The sequence below is a fragment of the Streptomyces sp. NPDC004284 genome (assembly GCF_042874035.1).
Lineage (GTDB): Bacteria > Actinomycetota > Actinomycetes > Streptomycetales > Streptomycetaceae > Streptomyces.
In genome coordinates this window covers 12,898-35,381 of sequence record NZ_JBIAMJ010000002.1, presented here as the reverse complement: position 1 = coordinate 35,381, position 22,484 = coordinate 12,898, and the positions used below count along the sequence as shown (strand labels likewise).

The 22,484-nt window shown below is 73.3% G+C and carries 24 protein-coding genes; 11 read left to right on the top strand and 13 right to left on the bottom strand.

Annotated elements, in window-relative coordinates; all coding sequences use genetic code 11:
* Positions 1-10 precede the first annotated feature (10 nt).
* The gene (locus ACFYUS_RS05260; protein ID WP_388846104.1) at positions 11-823 is read left to right on the top strand and encodes a serine protease; all 813 of its coding nucleotides are present in this window, start codon (positions 11-13) and stop codon (positions 821-823) included.
* Here the strand turns inward: ACFYUS_RS05260 and ACFYUS_RS05255 are convergent.
* Positions 777-2,321: an NCS1 family nucleobase:cation symporter-1 gene (locus ACFYUS_RS05255; protein ID WP_388846102.1), complete on the bottom strand. Its 1,545-nt coding sequence runs from the start codon at positions 2,319-2,321 to the stop codon at positions 777-779. The two genes, ACFYUS_RS05260 and ACFYUS_RS05255, sit on opposite strands and share 47 nt — an antisense overlap.
* A gap of 192 nt (positions 2,322-2,513) precedes the next feature.
* Here ACFYUS_RS05255 and ACFYUS_RS05250 point away from each other — a divergent pair, with 192 nt between their 5' ends.
* Positions 2,514-3,005: an SMI1/KNR4 family protein gene (locus ACFYUS_RS05250; protein ID WP_388846100.1), complete on the top strand. Its 492-nt coding sequence runs from the start codon at positions 2,514-2,516 to the stop codon at positions 3,003-3,005.
* Positions 3,006-3,042: 37 nt separating this feature from the next.
* On the opposite strand, the gene ACFYUS_RS05245 is transcribed toward ACFYUS_RS05250, so the two are convergent.
* Positions 3,043-3,978 carry a M48 family metalloprotease gene (locus ACFYUS_RS05245; RefSeq protein ID WP_388846098.1) on the bottom strand — a complete coding sequence of 312 codons (936 nt, stop codon included), beginning with the start codon at positions 3,976-3,978 and terminating at the stop codon, positions 3,043-3,045.
* Positions 3,975-4,349, bottom strand: coding sequence for a BlaI/MecI/CopY family transcriptional regulator (locus ACFYUS_RS05240; RefSeq protein ID WP_388846096.1), 375 nt, complete (start codon positions 4,347-4,349; stop codon positions 3,975-3,977). The genes ACFYUS_RS05245 and ACFYUS_RS05240 overlap by 4 nt, the downstream gene beginning before the upstream one ends.
* A gap of 153 nt (positions 4,350-4,502) precedes the next feature.
* Between ACFYUS_RS05240 and ACFYUS_RS05235 the strand changes: the two genes are divergently transcribed.
* From ACFYUS_RS05235 to ACFYUS_RS05220, 4 genes are all read left to right on the top strand, one after another.
* Positions 4,503-5,174, top strand: coding sequence for a DedA family protein (locus ACFYUS_RS05235; protein ID WP_388846094.1), 672 nt, complete (start codon positions 4,503-4,505; stop codon positions 5,172-5,174).
* On the top strand, positions 5,174-5,815 hold the full coding sequence (locus ACFYUS_RS05230; RefSeq protein WP_388846092.1) for a phosphatase PAP2 family protein: 642 nt from the start codon (positions 5,174-5,176) through the stop codon (positions 5,813-5,815). The genes ACFYUS_RS05235 and ACFYUS_RS05230 overlap by 1 nt, the downstream gene beginning before the upstream one ends.
* A gap of 14 nt (positions 5,816-5,829) precedes the next feature.
* A complete protein-coding gene (locus tag ACFYUS_RS05225) occupies positions 5,830-6,501 on the top strand; it encodes a phosphatase PAP2 family protein (RefSeq protein ID WP_388846090.1) in 672 nt (223 codons plus the stop codon).
* 96 nt (positions 6,502-6,597) lie between these two features.
* A complete protein-coding gene (locus ACFYUS_RS05220) occupies positions 6,598-7,425 on the top strand; it encodes an alpha/beta hydrolase (protein WP_388846088.1) in 828 nt (275 codons plus the stop codon).
* A gap of 9 nt (positions 7,426-7,434) precedes the next feature.
* Here the strand turns inward: ACFYUS_RS05220 and ACFYUS_RS05215 are convergent, their stop codons facing one another.
* The 7 genes from ACFYUS_RS05215 to ACFYUS_RS05185 all read right to left on the bottom strand — a co-directional run bounded on the left by ACFYUS_RS05215 (position 7,435) and on the right by ACFYUS_RS05185 (position 14,554).
* Positions 7,435-8,448 carry a TIGR03842 family LLM class F420-dependent oxidoreductase gene (locus tag ACFYUS_RS05215; RefSeq protein WP_388846086.1) on the bottom strand — a complete coding sequence of 338 codons (1,014 nt, stop codon included), beginning with the start codon at positions 8,446-8,448 and terminating at the stop codon, positions 7,435-7,437.
* Positions 8,449-8,458: 10 nt separating this feature from the next.
* Positions 8,459-9,850, bottom strand: coding sequence for a dihydropyrimidinase (gene hydA, locus ACFYUS_RS05210; protein WP_388846084.1), 1,392 nt, complete (start codon positions 9,848-9,850; stop codon positions 8,459-8,461).
* A gap of 61 nt (positions 9,851-9,911) precedes the next feature.
* Complete coding sequence (locus ACFYUS_RS05205; RefSeq protein ID WP_388846082.1) at positions 9,912-11,192, bottom strand: aspartate aminotransferase family protein; 1,281 nt, start codon at positions 11,190-11,192, stop codon at positions 9,912-9,914.
* Entirely contained in the window at positions 11,189-12,031 is an 843-nt protein-coding gene (locus tag ACFYUS_RS05200) for a nitrilase-related carbon-nitrogen hydrolase (protein WP_388846080.1), read from the bottom strand. Before ACFYUS_RS05200 ends, ACFYUS_RS05205 begins: the two co-directional genes overlap by 4 nt.
* A gap of 208 nt (positions 12,032-12,239) precedes the next feature.
* Positions 12,240-13,658 (bottom strand): UL36 very large tegument protein, encoded by a 1,419-nt coding sequence (locus ACFYUS_RS05195; RefSeq protein WP_388846078.1) that lies wholly within the window; start codon positions 13,656-13,658, stop codon positions 12,240-12,242.
* A 110-nt stretch (positions 13,659-13,768) separates the two neighbouring features.
* A complete protein-coding gene (locus ACFYUS_RS05190; RefSeq protein WP_388846076.1) occupies positions 13,769-14,149 on the bottom strand; it encodes a PPOX class F420-dependent oxidoreductase in 381 nt (126 codons plus the stop codon).
* A gap of 9 nt (positions 14,150-14,158) precedes the next feature.
* Positions 14,159-14,554 carry a winged helix-turn-helix transcriptional regulator gene (locus ACFYUS_RS05185; RefSeq protein ID WP_388846074.1) on the bottom strand — a complete coding sequence of 132 codons (396 nt, stop codon included), beginning with the start codon at positions 14,552-14,554 and terminating at the stop codon, positions 14,159-14,161.
* Positions 14,555-14,615: 61 nt separating this feature from the next.
* Here ACFYUS_RS05185 and ACFYUS_RS05180 point away from each other — a divergent pair, with 61 nt between their 5' ends.
* A complete protein-coding gene (locus ACFYUS_RS05180; RefSeq protein WP_388846072.1) occupies positions 14,616-15,275 on the top strand; it encodes an NAD(P)-dependent oxidoreductase in 660 nt (219 codons plus the stop codon).
* Between the two features lie 33 nt (positions 15,276-15,308).
* Here ACFYUS_RS05180 and ACFYUS_RS05175 read toward each other — a convergent pair whose 3' ends face one another.
* Positions 15,309-15,563, bottom strand: coding sequence for a helix-turn-helix domain-containing protein (locus ACFYUS_RS05175; RefSeq protein WP_388846070.1), 255 nt, complete (start codon positions 15,561-15,563; stop codon positions 15,309-15,311).
* A gap of 52 nt (positions 15,564-15,615) precedes the next feature.
* Between ACFYUS_RS05175 and map the strand changes: the two genes are divergently transcribed.
* Positions 15,616-16,383, top strand: coding sequence for a type I methionyl aminopeptidase (gene map / locus ACFYUS_RS05170; protein WP_388846068.1), 768 nt, complete (start codon positions 15,616-15,618; stop codon positions 16,381-16,383).
* Positions 16,384-16,390: 7 nt separating this feature from the next.
* Here the strand turns inward: map and ggt are convergent, their stop codons facing one another.
* Entirely contained in the window at positions 16,391-18,190 is a 1,800-nt protein-coding gene (gene ggt / locus ACFYUS_RS05165; protein WP_388846065.1) for a gamma-glutamyltransferase, read from the bottom strand.
* 104 nt (positions 18,191-18,294) lie between these two features.
* Between ggt and ACFYUS_RS05160 the strand changes: the two genes are divergently transcribed.
* Positions 18,295-19,026, top strand: coding sequence for a hypothetical protein (locus ACFYUS_RS05160; protein WP_388846063.1), 732 nt, complete (start codon positions 18,295-18,297; stop codon positions 19,024-19,026).
* Here the strand turns inward: ACFYUS_RS05160 and ACFYUS_RS05155 are convergent.
* Positions 18,977-20,233 (bottom strand): cytochrome P450, encoded by a 1,257-nt coding sequence (locus tag ACFYUS_RS05155; RefSeq protein WP_388846060.1) that lies wholly within the window; start codon positions 20,231-20,233, stop codon positions 18,977-18,979. The two genes, ACFYUS_RS05160 and ACFYUS_RS05155, sit on opposite strands and share 50 nt — an antisense overlap.
* A 162-nt stretch (positions 20,234-20,395) precedes the next feature.
* On the opposite strand from ACFYUS_RS05155, the gene ACFYUS_RS05150 reads away from it, so the two are divergent.
* The gene (locus ACFYUS_RS05150; RefSeq protein WP_388846056.1) at positions 20,396-20,806 is read left to right on the top strand and encodes a hypothetical protein; all 411 of its coding nucleotides are present in this window, start codon (positions 20,396-20,398) and stop codon (positions 20,804-20,806) included.
* A 95-nt stretch (positions 20,807-20,901) separates the two neighbouring features.
* On the top strand, positions 20,902-22,449 hold the full coding sequence (locus ACFYUS_RS05145) for a CocE/NonD family hydrolase (RefSeq protein WP_388846054.1): 1,548 nt from the start codon (positions 20,902-20,904) through the stop codon (positions 22,447-22,449).
* Positions 22,450-22,484 lie beyond the last annotated feature (35 nt).

Sequence of the window (22,484 nt, the reverse complement as noted above, 5' to 3'; positions counted from 1 at the left end):
CGGAGATCAGGTGGGACGGGCGAGGCGGCTCGTGGCGGCGGTCGCGGGGGCGGTGATGGCGGTGTGTCCGCTCGGGGGCGGGCCGGCGGCGCAGGCGGTGGTCGGGGGCGAGGAGGCGCGGCCGCATCAGTATCCGTTCATGGTGGGGCTCGTGGACCTGGAGGAGCGGCGGGTGATGTGCGGTGGGGCGCTGGTCGGTGAGCGGTACGTGCTGACCGCCGCGCACTGTCTCACCGGCTCGTACGGCAACACCGCGCGCGTGGGGGTGCTGCTCGGCGATCACGATCTGACGCGCGCGGACGACAGCCCGAACGCCGTCCTCGCGGCCCCCGCTTCGTTCCTTCCCCACCCGGGCTACGACCCGGACACCCAGCGCGACGACATCGCGCTGATCCGGCTGGCCGAGCCGGTGGCGTTCGGCCGTGACGTGCGGCCGGTCGCCCTGCCCGGCCGCTTCGCCCACGGCACCTTCGACCACGCGCGGGTCGAGGCCCCCGGCTGGGGCACCACCTCCTTCGGGGGCCGTACCTCCGACGTCCTGCGGACCGTGGTCCTCTCCACCATGAGCAACCCGACGTGCGGGGCCCGGGGCATGCCGCAGGTCACCGCCGCCCAGCTCTGCACGTACGCGCCGGGGCGGGACACCTGCCAGTACGACTCCGGCGGCCCCCTGGTCCACACGATCGCGGGGACGCCGTACGTGATCGGTCTCGTCTCGTACGGGAAGGGGTGCGCGACCGACACCCCCGCCGTGAACACCCGGGTCTGGTCCTACCTCAGCTGGATCGGGAGGACGGCCGGGCGGCTGCCCCGCGCCTCATGAGGGCGGTGTAGAGGAGCAGGGCGGCGGCGAGGCCCACGGCCCAGCCGTAGTCCGCCAGCGGCTTGAGGAAGGGGATCAGGCCGTCCTCCGGGAACGGGCCGGTGCCCGGCGCCGAGTGGGAGCCGCCCACGGCGAGGACTCCGCCGACCCCGAAGGCGAGGACGGCGGCCGGGTTCCAGCCGCCCCGGTACCAGTAGGGGCCGTCGGCCCGGTAGAGGCCCGCGAGGTCGAGGACGGTGCGGCGGACGAGCCAGTAGTCGGCGATGAGGATGCCCGCGACCGTGCCGAGGAGGCCGCCGACCAGGCCGAGCCAGGTGAAGATGTACAGCTCGGGGGTGGCGGTGAGCTTCCACGGCATGATGAGCACGCCGACGACGCCGGTGATCAGCGCGCCCGTACGGAAGTTCACCAGCCGCGGGGCGAGGTTGGCGAGGTCGTACGCCGGGGAGACGACGTTGGCGGCGAGGTTCACGGAGAGGGTGGCGACCAGGACCGTCACCAGGGCGAAGAGCAGCCCGAAGACGTTGTCGGTCTTCGCCGCGAGCGCCACCGGGTCCCAGACCGGCGCCCCGTACACGGCCTGCGAGCCCGACGTGACGAGCACCGAGAGCAGTGCGAACAGGGTCATCGTGGTGGGCAACCCGAGGGTCTGCCCCAGGACTTGGGAACGCTGCCCCGCGCCGAAGCGGGTGAAGTCGGGGATGTTGAGGCTCAGGGTCGCCCAGAAGGCGATCATGCCCATGAGGGCGGGGAAGAAGACGGACCAGAAGTCCGCGCCCCAGCCCAGTTTCGACGGCTGGTCGAGGAGCGGGCCGAGGCCGCCCGCCTTGACCGTGATCCAGACGAGGAGGGCGAGCGCGCCGACGATCACGAAGGGCGCGGCCCAGTTCTCGAAGCGGCGCAGGGCCTCCATCCCCCGGTAGATGACGGCGAGTTCGAGCGCCCAGAAGAGGAGGAAGCAGAACCACAGGGTCCACGGCTGGCCGCCGATCCTCGACGCGTCCGTCCCGATGCCGCCGAAGACCTTGTCGAGCAGGACGAAGACGCCCTGGCCGCCGATCCAGGTCTGGATGCCGAACCAGGCGCAGGCGACGCCGGCCCGGACGAGGGCGGGCAGGTTCGCCCCGCGCAGTCCGAAGGAGGCGCGGGCGAGGACGGGGAAGGGGATGCCGTACTTCGGTCCGGCGTGCCCGGTGAGCAGCATCGGCACGAGGACGACGACGTTGGCCAGGGCGATGGTGAGGACGGCCTGCTTCCAGTCCATGCCGAGGGCGACGAGACCGGAGGCGAGCATCCAGGAGGGGATGTTGTGGGCCATGCCGACCCAGAGGGCGGCGAAGTTGTACGTGGTCCAGCGGCGCCCGGCCACGGGGACGGGCAGCAGGTCGTCGTTGACGAAGCGGGGGTCCGCGGGGAGCGTGCCGGGCGCGAGCTCGACACGGTCGTCGCGGACGTCCGGGGATCCGGGTCTGCCGGAGGACGGTGCGGTTGCGGTCATGGACGGAACCCTTCGTTCGGGGACGGAACGAGGCCGTGCGGGGCGTGGGGTTCTTGACCGTGCGGAGTCTCGTCCTGCGGGGCAGAGGCGTCAAGGGAGGCGGAACGGACCGGTCGTCGCTCTACGGTGTCCCCGAGTCGCAGCATCAGAAAGGGCCTAGAGGTGGCAACGCTTTCGGAGATACGAGCCCTCTTGGGCGAACCCCGGTTCAACTGGTCGGATCCGGCGCCGTGGACCGGCCTGGAACGGGAACTCGGCGTCGAGTTCCCCGCGGACTTCCGCGCGATCGTCGACGCCTACGGTTCGATCTCGATCAACGGGCAGCTGTTCCTCAAGCACCCCGCCGGTCATCTCCTGCACGAACTGGGCAAGGACATCGGGCTGGACCTGGAGTTCTGGCGCGAGGAGGACATGGCCGGGTTCCTGCCGGGCCGGGCAGGGGCGGGCCCCGGTGAACTGCTGCCGGTGGCGACGGCCACGACGGGGGAGACGGTCTTCCTCCGCGTCCCCGACGGACCCTCGTCGCCCTGGCGCGTCCTGGTCCAGGAGATGGACAGTCCGTCGTGGACGCTCTACGAGATGACGTTCGGCGCCTGGCTGCTCGCCTACCTCAAGGGAAGGGACGTGACGTTGTGCTCGCGCGACCGCGCGCCCGACGGCCCGTCCTACGAGTTCCTCCCCTGACCCCGCGAAGCCGATCGCCACGGGCCCGCCGGCGGCCTCAGGGCTGCTCGCCCTGGGCGATCTCCACCCCCTGATGGAGCCAGACGGCGCCGGCGGCCGAGGAGACGCCCGCCGCGGAGCAGAGGAGGAGCATGGCGAGCAGGGCGGGGGCGACGCGGCGTGCGGGGGCCTGGGCGAGCAGGGCCCTGACGCGGGCGGGCACCGGGCCGGTGGTGCCTCCCGCGGCGAGGACGGGGAGTTCCGGTCCCGCCGGGCGGGAACCGGCCGCGAGGGCGGCGCGGCCGACGGCGCGCGCGGCCAGGCGGCGGTCTCCGCAGGCCCGGGCGGCGGCCTCGTCGGCGGCCCGCTCGGCCGCGAAGGAGACCTGCGGGACGACGGCGGCCAGGGCCGGGTGGCACCAGCCGGCCAGGGCCGCGACGCCGAGGAAGAGGTGGTGCCGGGCGGCCAGGTGGGCGCGTTCGTGACCGAGGAGCGCCTCCCGCTCGTGGGGGTCGAGGGCGCGGAGCATGCCGGCGGTGACGACGATCCGGTCCGTGCCGCGGGGACCGCCGGGCAGCGCGAACGCGTCGGGGCGGTCGTCGTCGAGTACGGACAGGCCTCCGGCCTCGGGAAGCCCCGCCACCCTGCGGCGGGCCGTGCGCAGCCGGGCCGCCTCCGCCACGGCGCCGCGGACGGCCGCCATCAGGGTCACCACGAGGGCGCCGGCCGCCACGGCGGACGTCGTGAACACGAGGGCCGCCGGACCGGCCTGGAGCGGCTGGAGGAGGTGCAGGAGGGCGGCGAAACCCGGGACGCGGAGGACGAGCGGGAGCAGCAGGACGCCGAGGCAGGCGACGACGCCGACGGCGAGCGCGGCGGCGGCGCCGGTGATCGCCACGAGGGCGATGTCCGGCCGGACGCGGGCGAGCGTTCCGCGGGCCAGGGGCGGGAGGGCCCAGGGCAGCAGGAGGGGGATGAGGAGGAGGGCGATCACAGGCGGTCTTCCTGGAGGATGCGCCGCAGTTCGGCCTCGTCGTCGGGGCTGAGTCCCTCGACGAAGCGGGCCAGCACGAGGCTGCGGTCGTCGCCTCCCTGGTCGAGTGCGCGGTGCATGCGGCGGGCGGTCAGGCCGTTCGAGTCCTCTATGGCGAAGTAGAGGAAGCCCCGGCCTCCCGGCCGGCGCCCGATGGCGCCCTTGTCGTGCAGGCGCCCCAGGAGCGTGGCGACGGTGGTGCGCGCCAGGTCCTGGGATATCGCCGCTCTCACCTGGGCGGCCGTCTGCGGCGCGCCCGCCGCCCACAGTGCCGCGAGGACGCTGGCCTCCAGCTCGCCGGCGGGCCTGCGCTCACCTTCGGACTCTGTCACGGAACCCTCTCCACCCACTTTGCGTCTACAGTGAAGTAGACCGACTACTGTCCTGTAGACAGGATAGGCCGTCGCCGCCTCCCCGTGCCCGTCGAGCATCCGGTTCCTCCGCTCGGCGACGCCCGTCCCCGCCCACCAGAAGGGGCTTCACCCATGACCCCCGCGCTGACCGCCGCGTCACAGGCGCACCTCGCCGTGAACGTCCTCGACGCCCAGTCCCTGCTCGCCGCCTTCGGGACGCTCGGCCTCGGCGTCGTCCTCTTCGCCGAGACCGGCCTGCTCGTCGGCTTCTTCCTGCCCGGCGACTCCCTGCTGTTCACCGCCGGCCTGCTGTGCGCGGGCTCGGCCACCGAGCCCGGCCATCTGTCGCTGCCCTGGGTGCTGCTCGCCGCCGCCGTCGGCGCCCTGGCCGGCGCGCAGACCGGCTACCTCCTCGGCCGCAAGGCCGGCCCGACGTTCCTGTCGCGGACGAAGTCCCGGAAGATCGGCGAGGGCGCCGACCGGGCCGCGGAGATCCTGGAGCGCTACGGGTACGCGAAGGCGATCGTGCTGGCCCGCTTCCTGCCGATCGTGCGGACCGTCCTCAACCCGCTCGCCGGCATCCTCGGCGTCCCGGCGCGCGTCTTCACGACGTGGCAGGTGCTGGGCGGTCTGCTGTGGACGGTCGGACTGGTCCTCGCCGGATACGGACTCGGCGCCTCGGTGCCGAACGTCGACCGCTACCTCCTGCCCATCATCGCCGTGATCGTCGTCCTCTCCCTCATCCCCGTCACCCTGGAACTCACCCGCTCCCGGCGGGCCCGCCGGCCGGGCGGGAACGTCTGATGCCCGCCCTCACCGCCGCGGCGACCGTCCCCGCGGACCCGTCGGCCTTCGACGGCTCGACCATCGACGGCACCGCCTACCTCGACATCGTCCACACCGCGCAGACCGCCCCGACCTGGCTCGACCGGATCGTCGGCGACTACTCGACCTACGGCCTGGCCCTGTTCGCCGTCCTCATGCTGGCGGCCTGGTGGCGGGCGCGCGGCCGGGGTCCGGAGCGGGCCGCGCGGGCGCTCGCCGTCCCGCTGATCACCGTCGCGGCGTTCGCCGTCAGCAGCCTGCTGAAGTCGGCGGTCCGCGAGGCCCGCCCCTGCCAGTCGCTCCACGTGGCGGTCCTCGAAGCGTGCCCGGCCCCCGGCGACTGGTCCTTCCCCAGCAACCACGCCACCCTCGCCGCCGCGGCGGCCTTCGCGCTGCTGTTCGTCTCACGCCGGCTGGGCGCGGTCGCCCTGGTGGCGGCGGCCCTGATGGCCGCCTCCCGGGTGTGGGTGGGCGCGCACTACCCGCACGACGTCCTCGCCGGCTTCCTCCTCGGCGCCGCCGTGGCCGTGCTCGCCGCGTGGGCCGTACACCGCTACCAGGACGCCCTCGCCGAGCGGCTGGTACGCGGCCCGCTGCGGCCCCTGCTGGCCGCCCGGTGACCGACCACGGCCCGGTGACCGACCGCGGCCGGGGGGCCGCCCGCCGGCCCGGCCGGACGGCCCTGGCGGCCACGGCGGCCTTCGCCCTCCTCACCGCCGTACTGCTCCTCGCGTCGGACGGACCGCTGCCCGCCGACACGGCCCTGCACGACTGGTCCCTGCGGCACCGCCCCGCCCTCGCCCTGGCCCTGGCGCGCGCCGTCACCGCCACCGGCACCGGGGTGTTCCCGTACGTCGTGGTCGTCCTGGCGGGCCTGGCCGTGGGCGGGACGCCACGGCGGCGCGTCACCACGGCCGCCGGGTTCGCCCTGTGCCTCGGCGCCGGCCAGGCGCTGCGGTACGCCCTGATGGCCCTGGTCGCCCGGCCACGCCCACCGGCCGGGGACTGGGCGACATACGCCTCGAACTGGTCCTTCCCCTCCGGCCACGCCACCACGGCCGCCCTGACCGCCGGCCTCCTGATCGCCGCCCTGCTGCTGCGGGGCTCCCCCGTCCCCCGCCTGCCGCTCGCACTGATCGGAGGCTGGGCGGCGGCCGTGGGCCTGACCCGCGTCTATCTCGGGGTGCACTGGTTCTCCGACGTGCTCGGCGGCTGGCTGTTCGCCACGGCCTGGCTGGCGCTCGCCGGATCCGTCCGCGCACGGCGGCCCCGGACTGTCGCGCTCATGACCGGAAGCACCCTTTGACCGCTCGCGGTCGGGGCTCCGCACCGGCCCGCCGACGCGTTCCGACGGCCTGACGCCCCTTGTCGCGGACGCTTCCCGGCTGACAGTCTGAGGTCCATGATCGACACGCCCGTCGCGGACGACACCCCCGAAGGGAGCCCGCAGCGGCCCCTTCCGCTGGTCTACGGCTCCCACCCCGACCAGGTCGCCGATCTGCACCTTCCGGACCGGCCGGGACCGGACCGCCTGCCGCTGGTCCTGTTCTTCCACGGCGGCTTCTGGCGCGCCGCCCACGACCGGCAGCACACCGGGGCGTTCGCGGACGCGCTCGCCCGGGACGGCGGCTGTGCCGTGGCCAATGTCGAGTACCGTCGCGTCGGTGCGGGCGGCGGGTGGCCGACGACCCTGGAGGACACCGCGCGGGCCGTCGACGGGCTGCCCGAACTGGCCGCCCGGGCCGCGCCGGGGCGCATCGACACCGACCGCGTCGTCTACGCCGGGCACTCCGCCGGCGGGCACCTCGCCCTGTGGGCGGCCGCCCGCCACCGTCTGCCCGCGGACGCCCCGGGCCGTACCGAGGCACCTGCCCCGGTCCGCGGCGTCCTCGCTCTCGCCCCCACCGCCGACCTCGCCCACGCGGACCGGCTCGGCAGCGGCCGGGGTGCCGTCGCCGACTTCCTCGGCGGGAGCTCGGCCGAGGTCCCCGAGCGGTACGCCGCCGCCGACCCCGCCGTGCTCGGCACCCCGGCGGGCCGCACCGTCGTCGTCCACGGCACCGATGACGAGGCCCTGCCCGTCGACATGTCCCGCGCCTACACCCGTACCACCGGCACCACGCTCACCGAGATCCCCCACGGCAGCCACTTCGACGTCATCGACCCGGACTCCGCCGCGTGGCCCCCCGTCACCCGGGCCCTGCGCGCCCTCGTCGAGACCCTCGGGTGACCCCGCTCCTCAGCCCGCGGCCGAGGCGTTGAGCGCGGGGATGATCTCGGAGCCGTACGCGTCGATGGTGCCTTCGCGGTTGTCGTGCATGTTGTAGACGGCGAACTGGTCGACACCGAGGTCCTTGAGGTGGCGGAGCTTCTCGATGTGGGCCTCGGCGGGGCCGAGGAGGCAGAAGCGGTCGACGATCTCGTCGGGGACGAACGCGGTGTCGGGGTTCCCGGCGCGGCCGTGGTGGGAGTAGTCGTAGCCGTGCCGGTCCTTGATGTACGCGGTGAGCTCCTCGGGGACCATGTCCGAGTGCTCGCCGTACTTGGCGACCAGGTCGGCGACGTGGTTGCCGACCATGCCGCCGAACCAGCGGCACTGGTCGCGGGCGTGGGCCAGGTCGTCGCCCACGTACGCGGGGGCGGCGACGCAGATGGTGAGGGCGTCGGGGTCGCGGCCGGCGTCGGCGGCGGCCTGCCGGACCGCCTTGACCATCCACTCGGTGAGGAACGGGTCGGCGAGCTGGAGGATGAAGCCGTCGGCCTTCTGGCCGGCGAGGGCGAGGGCCTTGGGGCCGTAGGCCGCCATCCACACCGGCAGCCTGCCGTTCTTGACCCACGGGATCTGGATCGGGTTTCCGTCGACGGTCGCCTCGCGGCCCTCCGCCAGGTCGCGGATGACCTCGATGGCCTCGCCGAGGCGGGCCAGGGTGTTCGGCTTGCGGCCGGCGACGCGCATGGCGGAGTCGCCGCGGCCGATGCCGCAGACGGTCCGGTTGCCGTACATGTCGTTGAGGGTCGCGAAGGTGGAGGCCGTCACCTCCCACGTGCGCGTCCCCGGGTTCGTCACCATCGGGCCGACGTGGAGCTTCGTGGTGTTGGCGAGGATCTGGCTGTAGATGACGAAGGGTTCCTGCCAGAGCACGGCGGAGTCGAAGGTCCAGCCGTAGCGGAAGCCGTTGCGCTCCGCCCGGCGCATCAGGCCGACGACCTGTGAGGCGGGCGGGTCGGTCTGCAGGACGAGTCCGAAGTCCAACGCGGTTCTCCTAGTTCAGGTACTGGCAGGTGGAACGCGGCACGTACGTGCCGTGGCCGGCGTGGCCCACGTACTTGTGCTGGTCGATGACGGCCTCGCCGCGGGAGAGGACCGTCTCGACCTGGCCGGTGACCGTCTTCCCCTCGTACGCCGAGTAGTCGACGTTCATGTGGTGCGTCTCGGCGGACAGGGTCTGGGTGGCGTGCGGGTCGTAGATGACGATGTCCGCGTCCGCGCCCGGCGCGATCGTCCCCTTCTGCGGGTAGAGGCCGAACATCCGGGCCGGGGTCGCGCAGGCGATCTCGATCCAGCGGCGGCGCGAGATGTGCCCGTCCACCACCGCCTGGTGGAGCAGGTCCATGCGGTTCTCCACCCCGGGCAGACCGTTGGGGATCTTCGAGAAGTCGCCCCGGCCCAGTTCCTTCTGGCCCACGAAGCAGAACGGGCAGTGGTCGGTGGAGACCACCTGGAGGTCGTTCGTCCGCAGGCCCCGCCACAGCGCCGCCTGGTGCTCCTTCGGCCTCAAGGGCGTGCTGCACACGTACTTGGCGCCCTCGAAGTCCGGCTCCGCCAGGTTGTCCGTGGACAGGAAGAGGTACTGGGGGCAGGTCTCGCCGAAGACCGGAAGGCCCTTGTCCCGGGCCGCCGCCAGCTCGGCGACCGCCTCCTCCGCCGAGACGTGCACGACGTACAGCGGGGAGCCCGCGACCCGGGCGAGCTGGATGGCCCGGTGGGTGGCCTCGGCCTCCAGGAGGGCCTTGCGGACCTCGCCGTGGTAGCGGGGGTCGGTCTCGCCACGGGCGAGGGCCTGCTCGACGAGGACGTCGATCGCGATGCCGTTCTCCGCGTGCATCATGATCAGCCCGCCCGTGTCACCGGCCTTCTGCATCGCCCGCAGGATCTGCCCGTCGTCCGAGTAGAAGACCCCCGGATACGCCATGAACAGTTTGAACGACGAGACGCCGTGCTGGACGAGCTTCGGCATCTCCTTGAGCGTGGACTCGTTCACGTCCGACATGATCATGTGGAAGGCGTAGTCGATCGCGCACTTCCCGTCCGCCTTCTCGTGCCAGGCGTCCAGGCCGGCCCGGAGCGACTCGCCCCTCGACTGCACCGCGAAGTCGACGATCGTCGTCGTCCCGCCCCAGGCGGCCGCCCGCGTCCCCGTCTCGAACGTGTCCGACGCGAACGTCCCGCCGAAGGGCAGCTCCATGTGCGTGTGCGCGTCGACACCGCCCGGGATCACGTACTTCTGCGACGCGTCGATCACCCGGTCGGCCGCCCACTGCTGGCTTCCCGGCGCCGCGAGCGCCACCACCCGGCCGTGCTCGATCAGCACGTCCGCGTGCACCTCGTCGGCGGCCGTGATCACGAGACCGCCGGTAATCAGAGTCCGAGTCATCTCCCAGAATTCCCTTCACGACGACCGCCGGCCACGCCGGTACCGGGCCAGAGCTACCGAACTAGATCGACCGGAGGGCCCCTTCGAGGATCGCGGCGCCTTCCTCGGCCTCGGAGACGGTGAGCGAGAGCGGCGGTGCGATGCGCAGGGTGCTGGTGTTGTGTCCGCCGCCCTTGCCGATGAGCAGGCCGTTCTCGCGGGCCGCCTCCAGGACGGCACCGGCCGCGTCCGGGTTCGCCCGGTCGGTGCCGGGTTCGGTCAGCTCGATGCCGATCATGAGGCCGCGGCCGCGGACCTCCCGTACCGCCGCGACTCCGGCCGCCGCGGCCCGGACGCGCTCGATGAGGAGGCCGCCGACGCGACGGGCGTTGCCCTGGAGGTCGTGCTCCAGGAGGTAGGAGAGGTTGGCGAGGCCGGCGGCCATGGTGACCGGGGAGCCGCCGAAGGTGGAGATGGAGTTGGCGTCGAGGCAGTTCATGATCTCGGCGCGGGCGACGACCCCGCCGACGGACATGCCGTTGCCGATGCCCTTGGCGAAGGTGAGGATGTCGGGCGGTCCGGCCTGGCCGTGGGCCTGCCAGCCCCAGAAGTGGTCGCCGGTGCGGCCCCAGCCGGTCTGCACCTCGTCGGAGATCCAGAGGATGCCGTGCCGGTCGAGGACGCGGCGGAAGGCGGCGTAGAGGCCGTCGGGCGGGGAGGTGAAGCCGCCGACGCCCTGGATCGGTTCGGCGATGAGGGCGGCGACGTCCCGGGTGTGGCCGAGGAGGTCTTCGAGGTCGGCGACGCAGGCCTCGATGAACCGCTCGTCGGTGTACTGGGCGTAGGGGCCGCGGGTGCGGACGCCGCCGTGCACGTACAGCGTCTGGAGCGGGGAGAGACCGGTGGGCGACCAGGCCCGGTTGCCGGTGATGCCGACGGTGGAGAAGGAGCGGCCGTGGTAGCTGTTGCGCATCGCCAGGATCTGCTGGGAGCGGCGGTACGCGGTGGCGAGGAGGAGGGCCGTGTCGTTGGCCTCGGTGCCGGAGGTGGTGAAGAAGACCCGGGCGTCGGGGATGCCGGAGAGGCCGGCGACGCGCTCGGCGAGCTCCACCATGGGGCGGTTGAGGTAGAGCGTCGAGGAGTGGATGATCCGCCCGGCCTGGTCGCTGACGGCCTTGGTGACCTCGGGCAGGGCGTGGGCGGTCATGGTGGTGAGGATGCCGCCGAAGAAGTCGAGGTACTTGCGCCCCTCGGCGTCCCAGACGTGCCGGCCCTCACCGTGGGTGATCTCCAGGGGGTCGCGGTAGTAGAGGGCGACCCAGTCGGGGATGACGGCCTTGTGCCGGTCGTACAGGCTGCTCACGGCCGCACCAGCCCGTCGTACGCGTCGGGGCGGCGGTCCCGGTAGAAGGCCCACTGCTGCCGGACCTGCTCGATGAGGCCGAAGTCGAGGTCGCGGACGACGAGTTCCTCCGCCTTGTCGGAGGCGACCTCGCCGACGAACTGACCGCGCGGGTCGACGAAGTAGCTGGTGCCGTAGAAGTCGTTGTCGCCGTACTCCTCGATGCCGACCCGGTTGATGGCGGCGACGAAGTACTCGTTGGCGACGGCGGCGGCGGGCTGCTCCAGCTGCCAGAGGTACGAGGAGAGGCCGCGATGGGTGGCCGAGGGGTTGTAGACCAACTGCGCTCCGTTGAGGCCGAGTTGGCGCCAGCCCTCCGGGAAGTGGCGGTCGTAGCAGATGTAGACGCCGATCCGTCCGACGGCGGTGTCGAAGACCGGCCAGCCGGCGTTGCCGGGGCGGAAGTAGTACTTCTCCCAGAAGCCCTTGACCTGCGGGATGTGGTGCTTGCGGTACTTGCCGAGGTAGCTGCCGTCGGCGTCGATCACGGCGGCGGTGTTGTAGTAGAAGCCCTCGCTCTCGACCTCGAAGACGGGGACGACGATCACCATGCCGGTCTCGCGGGCGAGGTCCTGCATCCGGCGGACGGTCGGGCCGTCCGGGACCGGCTCGGCCCAGCGGTAGTGCTCGGGCTCCTGGACCTGGCAGAAGTAGGGGGCGTTGAACACCTCCTGGAAGCCGATCACCCTGGCGCCCTGCCGGGCGGCCTCTCGGGCGTGCTCCTCGTGTTTGGCGATCATGGAATCGGTGTCGCCGGTCCAGGTGGCCTGGACGAGCGCGGCGCGTACGACGTCGGTCATGAGCTGCTCCTTCGGCACGGCGTCAGAGAGCCTCTACGCACGTAGACGCGGTGCGTAGGAGGAGAACGTAAGCCCCGTCACACCCCGGAGCAAGACCGCCGCAGCGAAGCGGCCGGGTCGATCATGTTTCATACCCGAGTGGTCCACGTCGGACACGTACCGACACGTACCGACCCGTACGTGTCGGTACGAAAAGCCCCGCCGTACGTCACGCTCCGGCCAGGCCCGCCACCCTCAGGGCATGGAGCAGGTCACGCTCCCGGGACGCGGACACCGCCCGGGCCGCGGCACGGAGTTGGGGCACGAGCCCGTGCGGGTCCGCGCCCGCGAGCCGGGCGGCGTCCTCGGGGGTGCGGACCCGGACGAACGCGGCGAGCAGGGCGTGCGCCTCCCGGTGGTGGTCCTCGGCGCGCAGCGCGGCGCACGCCCCCGCGAGCTCCTCGACCGGGCGGGCCACGCCCTGCCGGAGCAGCTGCTCGCAGTCGGCGGCCCGGCCCGCGTCGGCGAGCGCGCCCGCGACGGCGGCGAGCCGGCCGGGCGGCAGCGAGGCCGCCTCCCAGAGCAGGGTGGACCAGTCGGCGCCGAGCCCGGCCCGGTGCAGCTCCGCCGCGAGGGCGGGCAGCCGTGCGGGCGGTCCGCCGAGCGCCTCGCAGAGCAGGGCGTGCGCCTCGCCGCTGCGGCCCTGGGCGCGGAGGCGCCGCAGGGCGTAGACCGCGTTGGCCGCGGCGCGGACGGCCTCGGCGGGGTCCGCCCGGGGAGCCGCCGGGGCCGTGGCGACGGGCTGGGCGGCGGCGCCGAACCGGGCGCCCCGGGGTGCCGCTCCCCCGGCCGGGAGGGCGGGCAGCGGCACCGGGACCTCCTCCGCCCCGTCGGCGCCCTCCTCCAGCCAGGCGTACCGGGCACCCCGGGGGCGCCGCTTGACCTTGGGGGGCTTCGGGGCGCCCTCCGGCGGGGCGGTCACGGGGCCGGCGGGCACCTGGACCACGGTGCGGGCCGGCGGCGCGGCCGGCACCGGCCCGGCGACACCGCCCGGGGCCCCGGCCACCGGCCCCCGCGCCGCACCCGCGCTCACGTCCGCACCCACACCCGCACCACGATCCGGCGCGCCCCACGCGTCCCACGCACCCGACGCGTCCGGCACGCCCCAGGCGTCCGGCGCCTCCAGCCGGGCCAGCCTGCCCGTCAACTCCCTGACGCGGGCCGCCGCCCTGGCGTGGTCGTCGCGGGTCCAGGCGAGGTCGTGCTCCAGGCGGGCCGCCTCCGCCGGGTCCGGGGTCGTGCGGAGGCGTTCGGTGAGCTCGCGGCTCCGGGTCTCGGCGCGCCGGCGTTCGCCCTCCATGAGGTCCCGGCGTTCGGCGAGCGCCTCCGCTCCCCCGGGCCGGCCGTCGTGGGCGCCCGCGGCCGCCGCGTACAGGGTCCGGCCGCGGGCGGCGAACGGCCCGTCGCCGGGCTCCCCGGCGTCCTGGAGGAGGGAGGCGACGACGTCCCAGGGCGGGATCTCGGCCCCGTCGAGGCACGCGCGCAGGCCCTCCGGGTCGCGTGCGGCGAAGACTCCGTACCAGCCGCCGTCCGGCCGGCCGCGGCCGACGAGCTCCGTCAACCAGCCCCTGAACAAGGCGACTTCCACCGGGAGTCGATACACCGTCATGCGCTTCGCACCTACCCGCCGTCGACTGGAACCTTCCGGTCCGCGGGTATTGGACCGCAGTCGTGTTACGGGACGACTACGGACCGTTTTCAGAACGTCACGACGATCCCGGTGTGCGGGCGCTTGCCGAGCCGGACGATCATGGCCGGCACGTCGGTCAGCCAGAACTGCCAGGTGTACTTGCGCGCGAGCAGCCGCCGGATCCGGCCCAGCTCCTCCCCCTCCACGAGCCGGCCCGTGCCGGTGAACCGCCCGGCGCCCTCGGCGATGTTGCCGCGCACGTCGCAGACGGCGACCTCGACCCGGGGGTCGTTGCGCAGGCGCTTGACCTTCCAGGAGTCGGAGCGGGTCCACACATACAGCTGGGAGTCCTCCACCGCGTACCAGACGGGCGTCGCGACCCCCGTGCCGTTCTTCCGGAAGGTGGTCAGGCTGACGTAGCGGCCGTGCCGCAGCTCTTCGGGCATCATGCCCGGAGCTTAGGACGCGGCCCGCTCGTACGCGCTGCGGGCCTCGGTGATCTCGGGGGCGTGGACGCGCGCCCAGGCGCAGGCCGTGTCGAGCGGGGCGAGGAGGGAGCGGCCGAGGTCGGTGAGGGCGTACTCGACGCGGGGCGGGTTCTCGTCGTGCGCGGTACGGGCGAGGAAGCCGTCGCGCTCCATGGCGCGGAGGGTCTCGGTCAGGACCTTGGGGGTGATCCAGTGCAGCGGGACGCGGAGCTCGGAGAAGCGGCGGGGCGTCCCGTCCTCCAGACAGCGCAGCACCATCGCCGTCCACTTGCCGCCGACGCGGATGGGCCGGGTGGGGCTGCCGCCGCAGTCGGGGTCGTGGAAGAGGGAGGGGCTCAGCGGCTGCGGGGACGGCTGCTCGGTCATGCCGCCGACGCTAGCCCAGTACCGTTGAAGTAACCAGGGGTGCCCGTCCTACGGTCCGGGCATGGACATCGACAGCAGCAAGAACATCATCGTCTTCGGCGCCGGCGGGCGGATCGGCCGGGCGGCCGTGGCGGAGGCGGTGGCCCGGGGCCACCGGGTGACGGCGGCGGTCCGCGACCCTGACGCGTACCGCGACCTGGAGGGTGCGGGCGTCACGCTCGTACGGGGTGACGCGACGGACGCGGCCTCGGTGGCGGCACTCGCGGCGGGCCACGACGCGGCGGTGAACGCGGCGGTCCGGCTCGACGTCCCCTCGGTCGACTTCTTCACGGCCGCGGCGAAGGCGATGGTCGCCGGGCTCGCGGAGGCCGGAGTCGGGCGGCTGCTCACGCTGGGCATCGCCACGACCCTGGAGACCGCCCCCGGGGTGCGGATCATGGACGCGCCCGACTTCCCCGAGGCGTGGCGGGCGTTCTCCCAGGGGCACGTGGCCGAGTTCGAGCTGCTCACGGCGGAGGCCGGGCCCGGGCTCGACTGGCTGATGGTGGTGCCGGGGATGGATCTGAACGCGGAGGCGGAGCGGACCGGCGGCTACCGGACCTCCGTGGGCACGGCGATCGACGGCACGGGCCGCATCGCCCACGCCGATCTGGCGCTCGCCCTCCTCGACGAGATCGAGCGCCCGCGCCACAGCCGGGTGCAGCTGGCGGTGTCGTCCTGACCGTCCAGCCGTCCCGGTCGCCCCGGGTGGCGCCTACGGGGCGCCGACGAGGGTGCAGTGCACCACGAGCTCGTCCATGGAGAGGCCGAGGACCCCGGCCAGGGCCGCGACGGTGAAGAAGGCCGGGGTCGGGGCCCGGCCGGTCTCGATCTTGCGGAGGGTCTCGGCGGAGAGGCCGGCGGCCGCGGCGATCTCGACCATGGACCGCTCGCCGCGCGCCTCGCGCAGGAGCAGGCCGAGGCGCTCGCCGCGCTCGCGCTCTTCGGGGGTCAGGGGTGTGCGCACCATGCCCCCATGCTAATACCACCACCCCATACTTATACCGGTATAGTAATTGGCCATGGTGACGATCAAGACGAACGAATCCCTGGCGGCCATGCGTGAGTCCGGCCGGGTGGTGGCCCGTGCCCTGGCGGCGGTGCGGGAGAAGGCGGCGCCCGGCGTCGCGCTCGCCGAGCTCGACCGGGCCGCGCGCGAGGTGCTCTCGGAGGCGGGCGCCGGCTCGCCCTTCCTCGACTACCACCCGGAGTGGGCCCCGGTGCCGTTCCCCGCGGTCGTGTGCGTCTCCGTGAACGACGCCATCGTGCACGGCATCCCGGACGGGACGCGCCTCGCCCCGGGCGACCTGGTCTCCGTGGACTGCGGGGCGACGCTGGGCGGCTGGGCGGGCGACGCTGCGGTCAGCTTCACGGTCGGCCCCGCCCGGCCGGAGGACACCCGGCTGATCGGCACGGCGGAGGAAGCCCTGGAGGCGGGCATCGCGGCGGCCGTCGTCGGCAACCGCATCGGCGACATCGCCCATGCGATCGGCCGGGTCTGCCGGGCCGCGGGGTACGGCATCCCGGACGGCTTCGGCGGCCACGGCATCGGCCGCGCCATGCACGAGGACCCGGGCGTCCCCAACGAGGGACGCCCGGGCCGGGGCATGAAGCTGCGTCACGGGATGGTGCTCGCGATCGAGCCGATGCTGATCGGCGGCGGCACGGACGAGCACTACACGGCACGGGACGGCTGGACGATCCGTACGCTCGACGGCTCGCGCGCGTCGCACGCCGAGCACACGGTGGCGATCACGGACGACGGCCCGCGCGTCCTGACGGCCCCGTAGTCCGCTGCTAGCCCGCGTCGGGGCGCACCACCATCGCCGAGCCGCCGCCCCTGCGCACCGTCTCCGCGGCGGCCAGCCAGCGGCCGTCCGGGAGGCGTTGCACACCGGTCGCCGCGCCGATCTCAGGGTTCTGCCGGAAGCCGTGCCCGATGGCCTCCAGTTCCGTCCTCAACGGGCTGTTCCACAGGGCGGGTTCGAGTTCGGTGGTGGCCTGGTTGCGCTGGCTGGCGCGGGGCGCGGCGATCGCGTCGACGAGCGGCAGACCCCGGTCGAGGACTCCGGTGAGGGTCTGGAGGACCGTGGTGATGATGGTCGCGCCGCCCGGCGAGCCGAGCGCGAGGACGGGCCGGCCGTGCGCGTCGAGGACGATCGTCGGCGAGATCGAGGAGCGCGGCCGCTTGCCGGGTCCCGGCAGGTTCGGGTCGTGGACCGCCGGGTTCGCCGGGGCGAAGGAGAAGTCGGTCAGCTCGTTGTTGAGCAGGAAGCCCCGGCCGGGCACGGTGATGCCGCTGCCTCCGGTGGACTCGATGGTGAGGGTGTAGGCGACGATGTTGCCCCACTTGTCGGCCACGGTGAGGTGGGTGGTGTTCTCGCCCTCGTACGTGGTCGGGGCGGCGGTGCCGCCGTTCGCGCACGGCACCGGGCTGCTCGGGTCGCCGGGGGTGAGCGGGCTGGTGAGGGCGGCGTCGTCGCGGATCAGGCAGGCCCGGGAGTCGGCGAAGCGCTGGGAGAGCAGGCCGCGCGTCGGCACGGACTCGAAGGCCGGGTCGCCGACCCAGCGCCCCCGGTCGGCGAAGGCGATGCGGCTGGCCTCGATGTAGCGGTGCAGGTACTGGGCCTGGGTGGCCGCCGAGAGGTCGGTCCCCTCCAGGATGTTGAGCGCCTCGCCGACGCTCGTACCGCCGGAGGAGGACGGGGCCATGCCGTAGACGTCGAGTCCCCGGTACGAGACCTTCGTGGGCCTGCGGGACTCGGTGCGGTACGCGGCGAGGTCGTCCTCCGTGAGGTCGCCGGGGCGGACGGTCCGGGTGGCGCCCTCGCGGAGCGGCGGCGTGCGGACGGTGTCGACGATGTCCCGGGCGAGCGGGCCGCGGTAGAGGGCGCCGACGCCTTCGCGGCCGAGCGTCTCGTACGTACGGGCCAGGTCGGGGTTCTTGAAGGTGGCGCCGACCACGGGCAGTTGCCCGCCGGGCAGGAAGAGTGCGGAGGTGGCCGGGAAGTCGCGGAACCGGGCCTCGTTGGCGGCGGTCTGGGCGCGGAAGGTGGGGTCGACGGTGAAGCCCTCGCGGGCGAGCCGTTCGGCGGGTTCGAGCAGGGCGGCGAGCCGTTTGCTGCCCCAGGCGTCGAGGGCGGTCTTCCAGGTGGCGGGGGTGCCGGGGGTGCCGACGCCGCGGCCGCTGGTCTGGCCCTCCTCGAAGGGGATGGGCCTGCCGTTCTCGACGAAGAGGTTCGCGTCGGCGCTGCGCGGCGCGGTCTCGCGTCCGTCGATGGTGCGTACGGTACGGCTCTTCGCGTCGTAGTAGACGAAGTAGCCGCCGCCCCCGATGCCCGCCGAGTACGGCTCGGTGACGCCGAGGGCGGCCGCGACGGCGACGGCGGCGTCGACCGCGTTGCCGCCCTTGCGGAGCACCTCGACGCCGGCGGCCGAGGCGTCGGCGTCGACACTGGCGACGGCGCCGCCGTACCCGACGGCGACGGGTTCCTTCACCGGTGGTGTGGCCGTGCTCGGTGGCGCGGCGGCTCCCATCGAGAGCACCGTCGCCGCGACGGCGAGAAGGGAGACCCTGGCAGCGGCGGAGCGACGCATTCCTACCTCCAGTCAACGACCGTCCGCGCAGCGTAACTTCCCGCGCCGTCTCCCGTCAGGACCGCCTCGAACGGAAGGCCGGATCGCCGCTAGCATGCGCGCACATGAACGACGACGTCCGCAACATCGTGCTCGGGGTCCTGGCGACCGGGGTCAGCGCCTCCTTCGGCTGGGTGGGCCGCACGTACCAATGGCGGCGCAAACTCCGTCGCAAGCAGGCGTTCTTCGGCCTCCCGGGGAGCTCCGAGTGCCTGCTGGTGGTGAACAGGGAGTCGGGCGGCGACAGCGCGGTGCACCGCTACGACGTGTTCGCGCTGCTCGAACTCTGCGCGCTCATCAAGGACTGCGGGGCGCACGCCCGGATACTCCAGCACGACCAGGCGCACCAGGGCTTCGGCGACCGGACGGAGTTCTGCGTGGGCGGGCCCTACTCGAACCGGCGCATGGCCGCCCACCTGTCGACCCTGCTGCCCGGGCTCACGGTCAACACGGACGTGGAACGGGGCCCGGACCAGGGCTCGTTCCTGATCGGCTCGGAGCGCTACCGGATGGACTCCGGCGTCGAGGAGTACGTGATCCTCGCCCGGCTCATGGCGGGCGAGGACTGCCGGCCGGTCTTCCTCTTCTGCGGGCAGCGCGCGATCACCAACCAGGCGGCGACCCGCTACCTCGCCCGCCACTACGAGTCACTCGCGCGCCGCCACCGCGACGGCTCCTTCGTCCTCCTCCTGAAGGTCGTCAACTCGCAGGCTTACGGCCCCGACGTCGTGGAACTGGTGGCCGACGTCACGAGCGCGGCGCGGACGGCTCCAGCGGCCGCACCGGCAGCGACTTGATCCCGTTGATGAAGTTCGAGACGAGGCGCCGGGGCGGTCCCGCGAGCTCCACGCCGCCGCAGACCGCGCGCACCTCCTCGTAGAACACCCGGAGTTGGAGCCGGGCGAAGTGCGCACCGAGGCAGACGTGCGGCCCGTCGCCGAAGGACACGTGCGGGTTGGGGGTCCGGCCGAGGTCCAGGCGGTGCGGGTCGGCGAAGACGCGCTCGTCGTGGTTGGCGGAGGCGTGGAAGACGACGACCTTGTCGCCCGCGAGGATCTTCTGCCCGGCGAGCTCGGTGTCGCGGGCGGCCGTGCGCCGGAAGGAGAGCACGGGCGGGTGGAAGCGCAGGAGTTCGTCCACAGCCGTGTCGAGCGAGACCTCCCCGCTCCACAACCGCCGCTGCTCCGACGGGTGTTCGGCGAGGGCGAGGATCCCTCCGGGGGCCGCGCTGCGGACGGTGTCGTTCCCTGCGACGGTCAGCAGGAAGAAGAACATCTCCAGTTCGGCGTCGGCCAGTTCGGAGGCCGCGAGCACACTCATGACATCGTCGGCCGGATGCGCGCGCTTGTACGCGGCGAGCTCCTGCGCGTAGCCGAACATCTCGGCGAGCATCGCCGGCGAGCGGGGGTTGACCGGCCTCCCCTCGGCGTCGAGGACCGGCGGCTCGTCGGGGTCCTGATAGGCGATGACCCGCTCGGTCCAGGCGTGCAGCAGCCCCCGGTCGCTCGCCGGGATCCCGAGCAGGTCGGTGAGGTTGAGCAGCGCGTAGTCGTCGGTGACGGTCCGGACGAGGTCCACCTCACCACCGTCCGCGAACGCGGCCCCGAGCAGCTCGCGCGCCCGGTCGCGCGCGGTGGCCGCGAAGCGCTCGATCCGCCCGGGCGTGAAGGCCCGGCTGACGAGCCTCCTCAACCTTCCGTGTTCCGGAGGATCCTGGTTGAGCATCATGCGCCGGATGAACGGCAGATCGGCGGGGTCGGGATCGCGGATCTGGGTGGCGCCGAGGTGCGAGGAGTACGCCTCCGAGTCCTTGAGCACCCGGGCGACGTCGGCGTGCCGGGTGACGGCCCAGAACCCGGGCCCGGCGGGCCAGCCGAGGATCTCGGGCTCGTCCTGCCGGGCGACGGGGGCGCGGTCGCGCAGGGCGCGGAAGCGGTCGTGCGGGATGCCGGCGGCGTAGAGCCGCGGGTCGAAGACGTCGGGTGCGTCGCTCGGGTCCCCCACCGTGCGCCTCCCGTCCGGGGTGATCCAGGGGTGAAGACGTCACCATCATGACAGGTCAGAGCCGTTTTTCGTAGGACGGAACGCACAGTTCGCGAGCCTTGTCCGGCCTGTTCCCCGACTCCCAGAATCTCCGTCGTGCATCACACGGAGAACAGGAGGCACATGGGAGACGCAGGGAAGTTCAGCCAGGACGCGGTGCTGCGGGCGCGGGTCCTGCTGCTGGGGTCGGAGCAGCCGGGCCTCCGGGAGCGGCTGGACGCGTACCGGATCCTCGCGGAGGTGAGCCCGCGGGCGTATCTGCCGAAGCTGGTCGACGCGCTGGCCGAGCGGGCCCGCGAGTTCGAGGATCCGGAGATCCACCTGGCCCTGTACGGCGAGGCGGTGGCCGCGGCACGGCGGCTCGACGCGGACGTGCCGCACCGGAAGGAGCGACTGGACCACGTCCTGAGGGGCCATCAGCGGGCGCTGCTGGCCACCGGCCGCGGGGCCGAGGACCCGCTCGGTCCGGCCCTCGACGGGGGAGAGGCCGCCGCTCTCCAGGACATCCTGCCACCAATCGTTACCCGCACGTAACTTACCGATCAGTTACCTCAGGTAAGGGACCCCGGTTACCGTCGGGTCACTTTCACTTCACTGCCCCCCGCCAGTGCCCCAGTGAGGAGTGCCCCGTGCGCCCATCCCTCGCCCTCGCCGTCTCGGCCGCCCTCGTGGCCGGGACGGCCCTCGGGCTCGCGCCCACGGCTCAGGCCGCCGATGCCCCGGTCCGCTTCGTCGACATCGCCGGGGACGGCGGCACCGTCCTCAAGGCGAACGTCGTCACGCCCGCCGGAGCCGACACCGCCGCCCGCCACCCCCTGATCGTGCTGCCCACCAGTTGGGCCGTGCCCCAGGTCGAGTACCTCGCGCAGGCACAGAAGCTCGCCGACTCCGGTTACGTCGTGGTGAGTTACAACTCGCGCGGCTTCTGGCAGTCCGGTGGGGAGATCGAGACCGCGGGACCGAAGGACATCGCCGACGCCTCCAAGGTGATCGACTGGGCCCTGGCGAACACCCCCTCCGACCCCGAGCACGTGGGCATGGCGGGAGTCTCGTACGGCGCGGGGATCAGCCTGCTCGCCGCGGCGAACGACCCGCGGATCAAGGCCGTCGCGGCGCTCAGCGGCTGGGCCGACCTGATCGAGTCCATCTACAGCGGGCGGACCCAGCACCTCCAGGCCGCCGCGCTGCTCGGGGGCGCCGGGTATCTCACCGGGCGTCCGGGGCCCGAACTCCAGGAGATCCTGGGCGACTTCCTCTCCTCGAACCTGGCCAAGGAGGAGGACATGATCGCCTGGGGCCGCAAGCGGTCCGCCACCACGTACCTCGACCGGATCAACGCCAACGGCGCCGCGATCATGCTCGGCAACGCCTGGGGCGACACCATCTTCCCGCCCAACCAGTACGCGAGCTTCTACGAGAAGCTCACCGGCCCCAAGCGCCTGGAGTTCCGGCCGGGCGACCACGCCACCGCCGAGGCCACCGGCCTCCTCGGGCTGCCCAACGACACCTGGACCAGCGCCCACCGTTGGTTCGACCACTACCTCAAGGGCACCGACAACGGCATCGACCGCGAGCAGCCGGTCCGGCTGAAGCCTCGCTCCGACGCGGGCTACGAGGGCTACCCGGACTGGAAGTCCCTCGACGCGAACCGGAGGAAGTTCGGCCTCGGCGGTACGCAGCGGATCTGGGCGAACGTCGACTCCGGCGCCGACGGCGGCGTCGTCATGCTCTCCAACCTCCTGGACCAGTTCTTCCAGGCCCCGCCCGTCGCCTCCGTCCCCCTCCTCCCCCGCGCCTTCGCCGGCGTCTGGCAGTCGGAGCGGTACGACACCCCGCAGCGGGTGCGCGGCACGGTGAGGCTGCACACCACGGTCAGCTCCACCGCGGAGAGCGGCACCCTCGTCGCGTACCTGTACGACGTGGGCCCGCTCGGTCTCGGCAAACTCGTCAGCAACGCCCCGTACACCTTCCACGGCCGGACCCCGGGGCAGCCGTTCGGCGTCGATCTCGACCTCTTCTCGACGGCCTACGACGTCCCCGCCGGGCACCGGCTCGCGCTGGTCGTCGACACCGTCGACCCGCTCTACATCGAGCACAACCCGACCGGCGCGCAGCTGACCTTCTCCTCCCCCACGGCCGACCCGTCGTACGTGTCGGTCCCGCTGCGGGCGGAGTGATCACCGGCTGCCGCCGGGCGGGTGCGGCTCCATGC

Bases quoted from the DNA above. Each gene is read 5' to 3' on its own strand.
- ggt (WP_388846065.1), bottom strand. From the start codon at position 18,190: ATGCGTCGCTCCGCCGCTGCCAGGGTCTCCCTTCTCGCCGTCGCGGCG.
- ACFYUS_RS05185 (WP_388846074.1), bottom strand. From the start codon at position 14,554: ATGACCGAGCAGCCGTCCCCGCAGCCGCTGAGCCCCTCCCTCTTCCAC.
- hydA (WP_388846084.1), bottom strand. From the start codon at position 9,850: ATGACTCGGACTCTGATTACCGGCGGTCTCGTGATCACGGCCGCCGAC.
- ACFYUS_RS05230 (WP_388846092.1), top strand. From the start codon at position 5,174: ATGCCCGCCCTCACCGCCGCGGCGACCGTCCCCGCGGACCCGTCGGCC.
- ACFYUS_RS05150 (WP_388846056.1), top strand. From the start codon at position 20,396: ATGGGAGACGCAGGGAAGTTCAGCCAGGACGCGGTGCTGCGGGCGCGG.
- ACFYUS_RS05180 (WP_388846072.1), top strand. From the start codon at position 14,616: ATGGACATCGACAGCAGCAAGAACATCATCGTCTTCGGCGCCGGCGGG.
- map (WP_388846068.1), top strand. From the start codon at position 15,616: ATGGTGACGATCAAGACGAACGAATCCCTGGCGGCCATGCGTGAGTCC.
- ACFYUS_RS05160 (WP_388846063.1), top strand. From the start codon at position 18,295: ATGAACGACGACGTCCGCAACATCGTGCTCGGGGTCCTGGCGACCGGG.
- ACFYUS_RS05190 (WP_388846076.1), bottom strand. From the start codon at position 14,149: ATGATGCCCGAAGAGCTGCGGCACGGCCGCTACGTCAGCCTGACCACC.
- ACFYUS_RS05175 (WP_388846070.1), bottom strand. From the start codon at position 15,563: ATGGTGCGCACACCCCTGACCCCCGAAGAGCGCGAGCGCGGCGAGCGC.
- ACFYUS_RS05235 (WP_388846094.1), top strand. From the start codon at position 4,503: ATGACCCCCGCGCTGACCGCCGCGTCACAGGCGCACCTCGCCGTGAAC.
- ACFYUS_RS05220 (WP_388846088.1), top strand. From the start codon at position 6,598: ATGATCGACACGCCCGTCGCGGACGACACCCCCGAAGGGAGCCCGCAG.
- ACFYUS_RS05200 (WP_388846080.1), bottom strand. From the start codon at position 12,031: ATGACCGACGTCGTACGCGCCGCGCTCGTCCAGGCCACCTGGACCGGC.
- ACFYUS_RS05255 (WP_388846102.1), bottom strand. From the start codon at position 2,321: ATGACCGCAACCGCACCGTCCTCCGGCAGACCCGGATCCCCGGACGTC.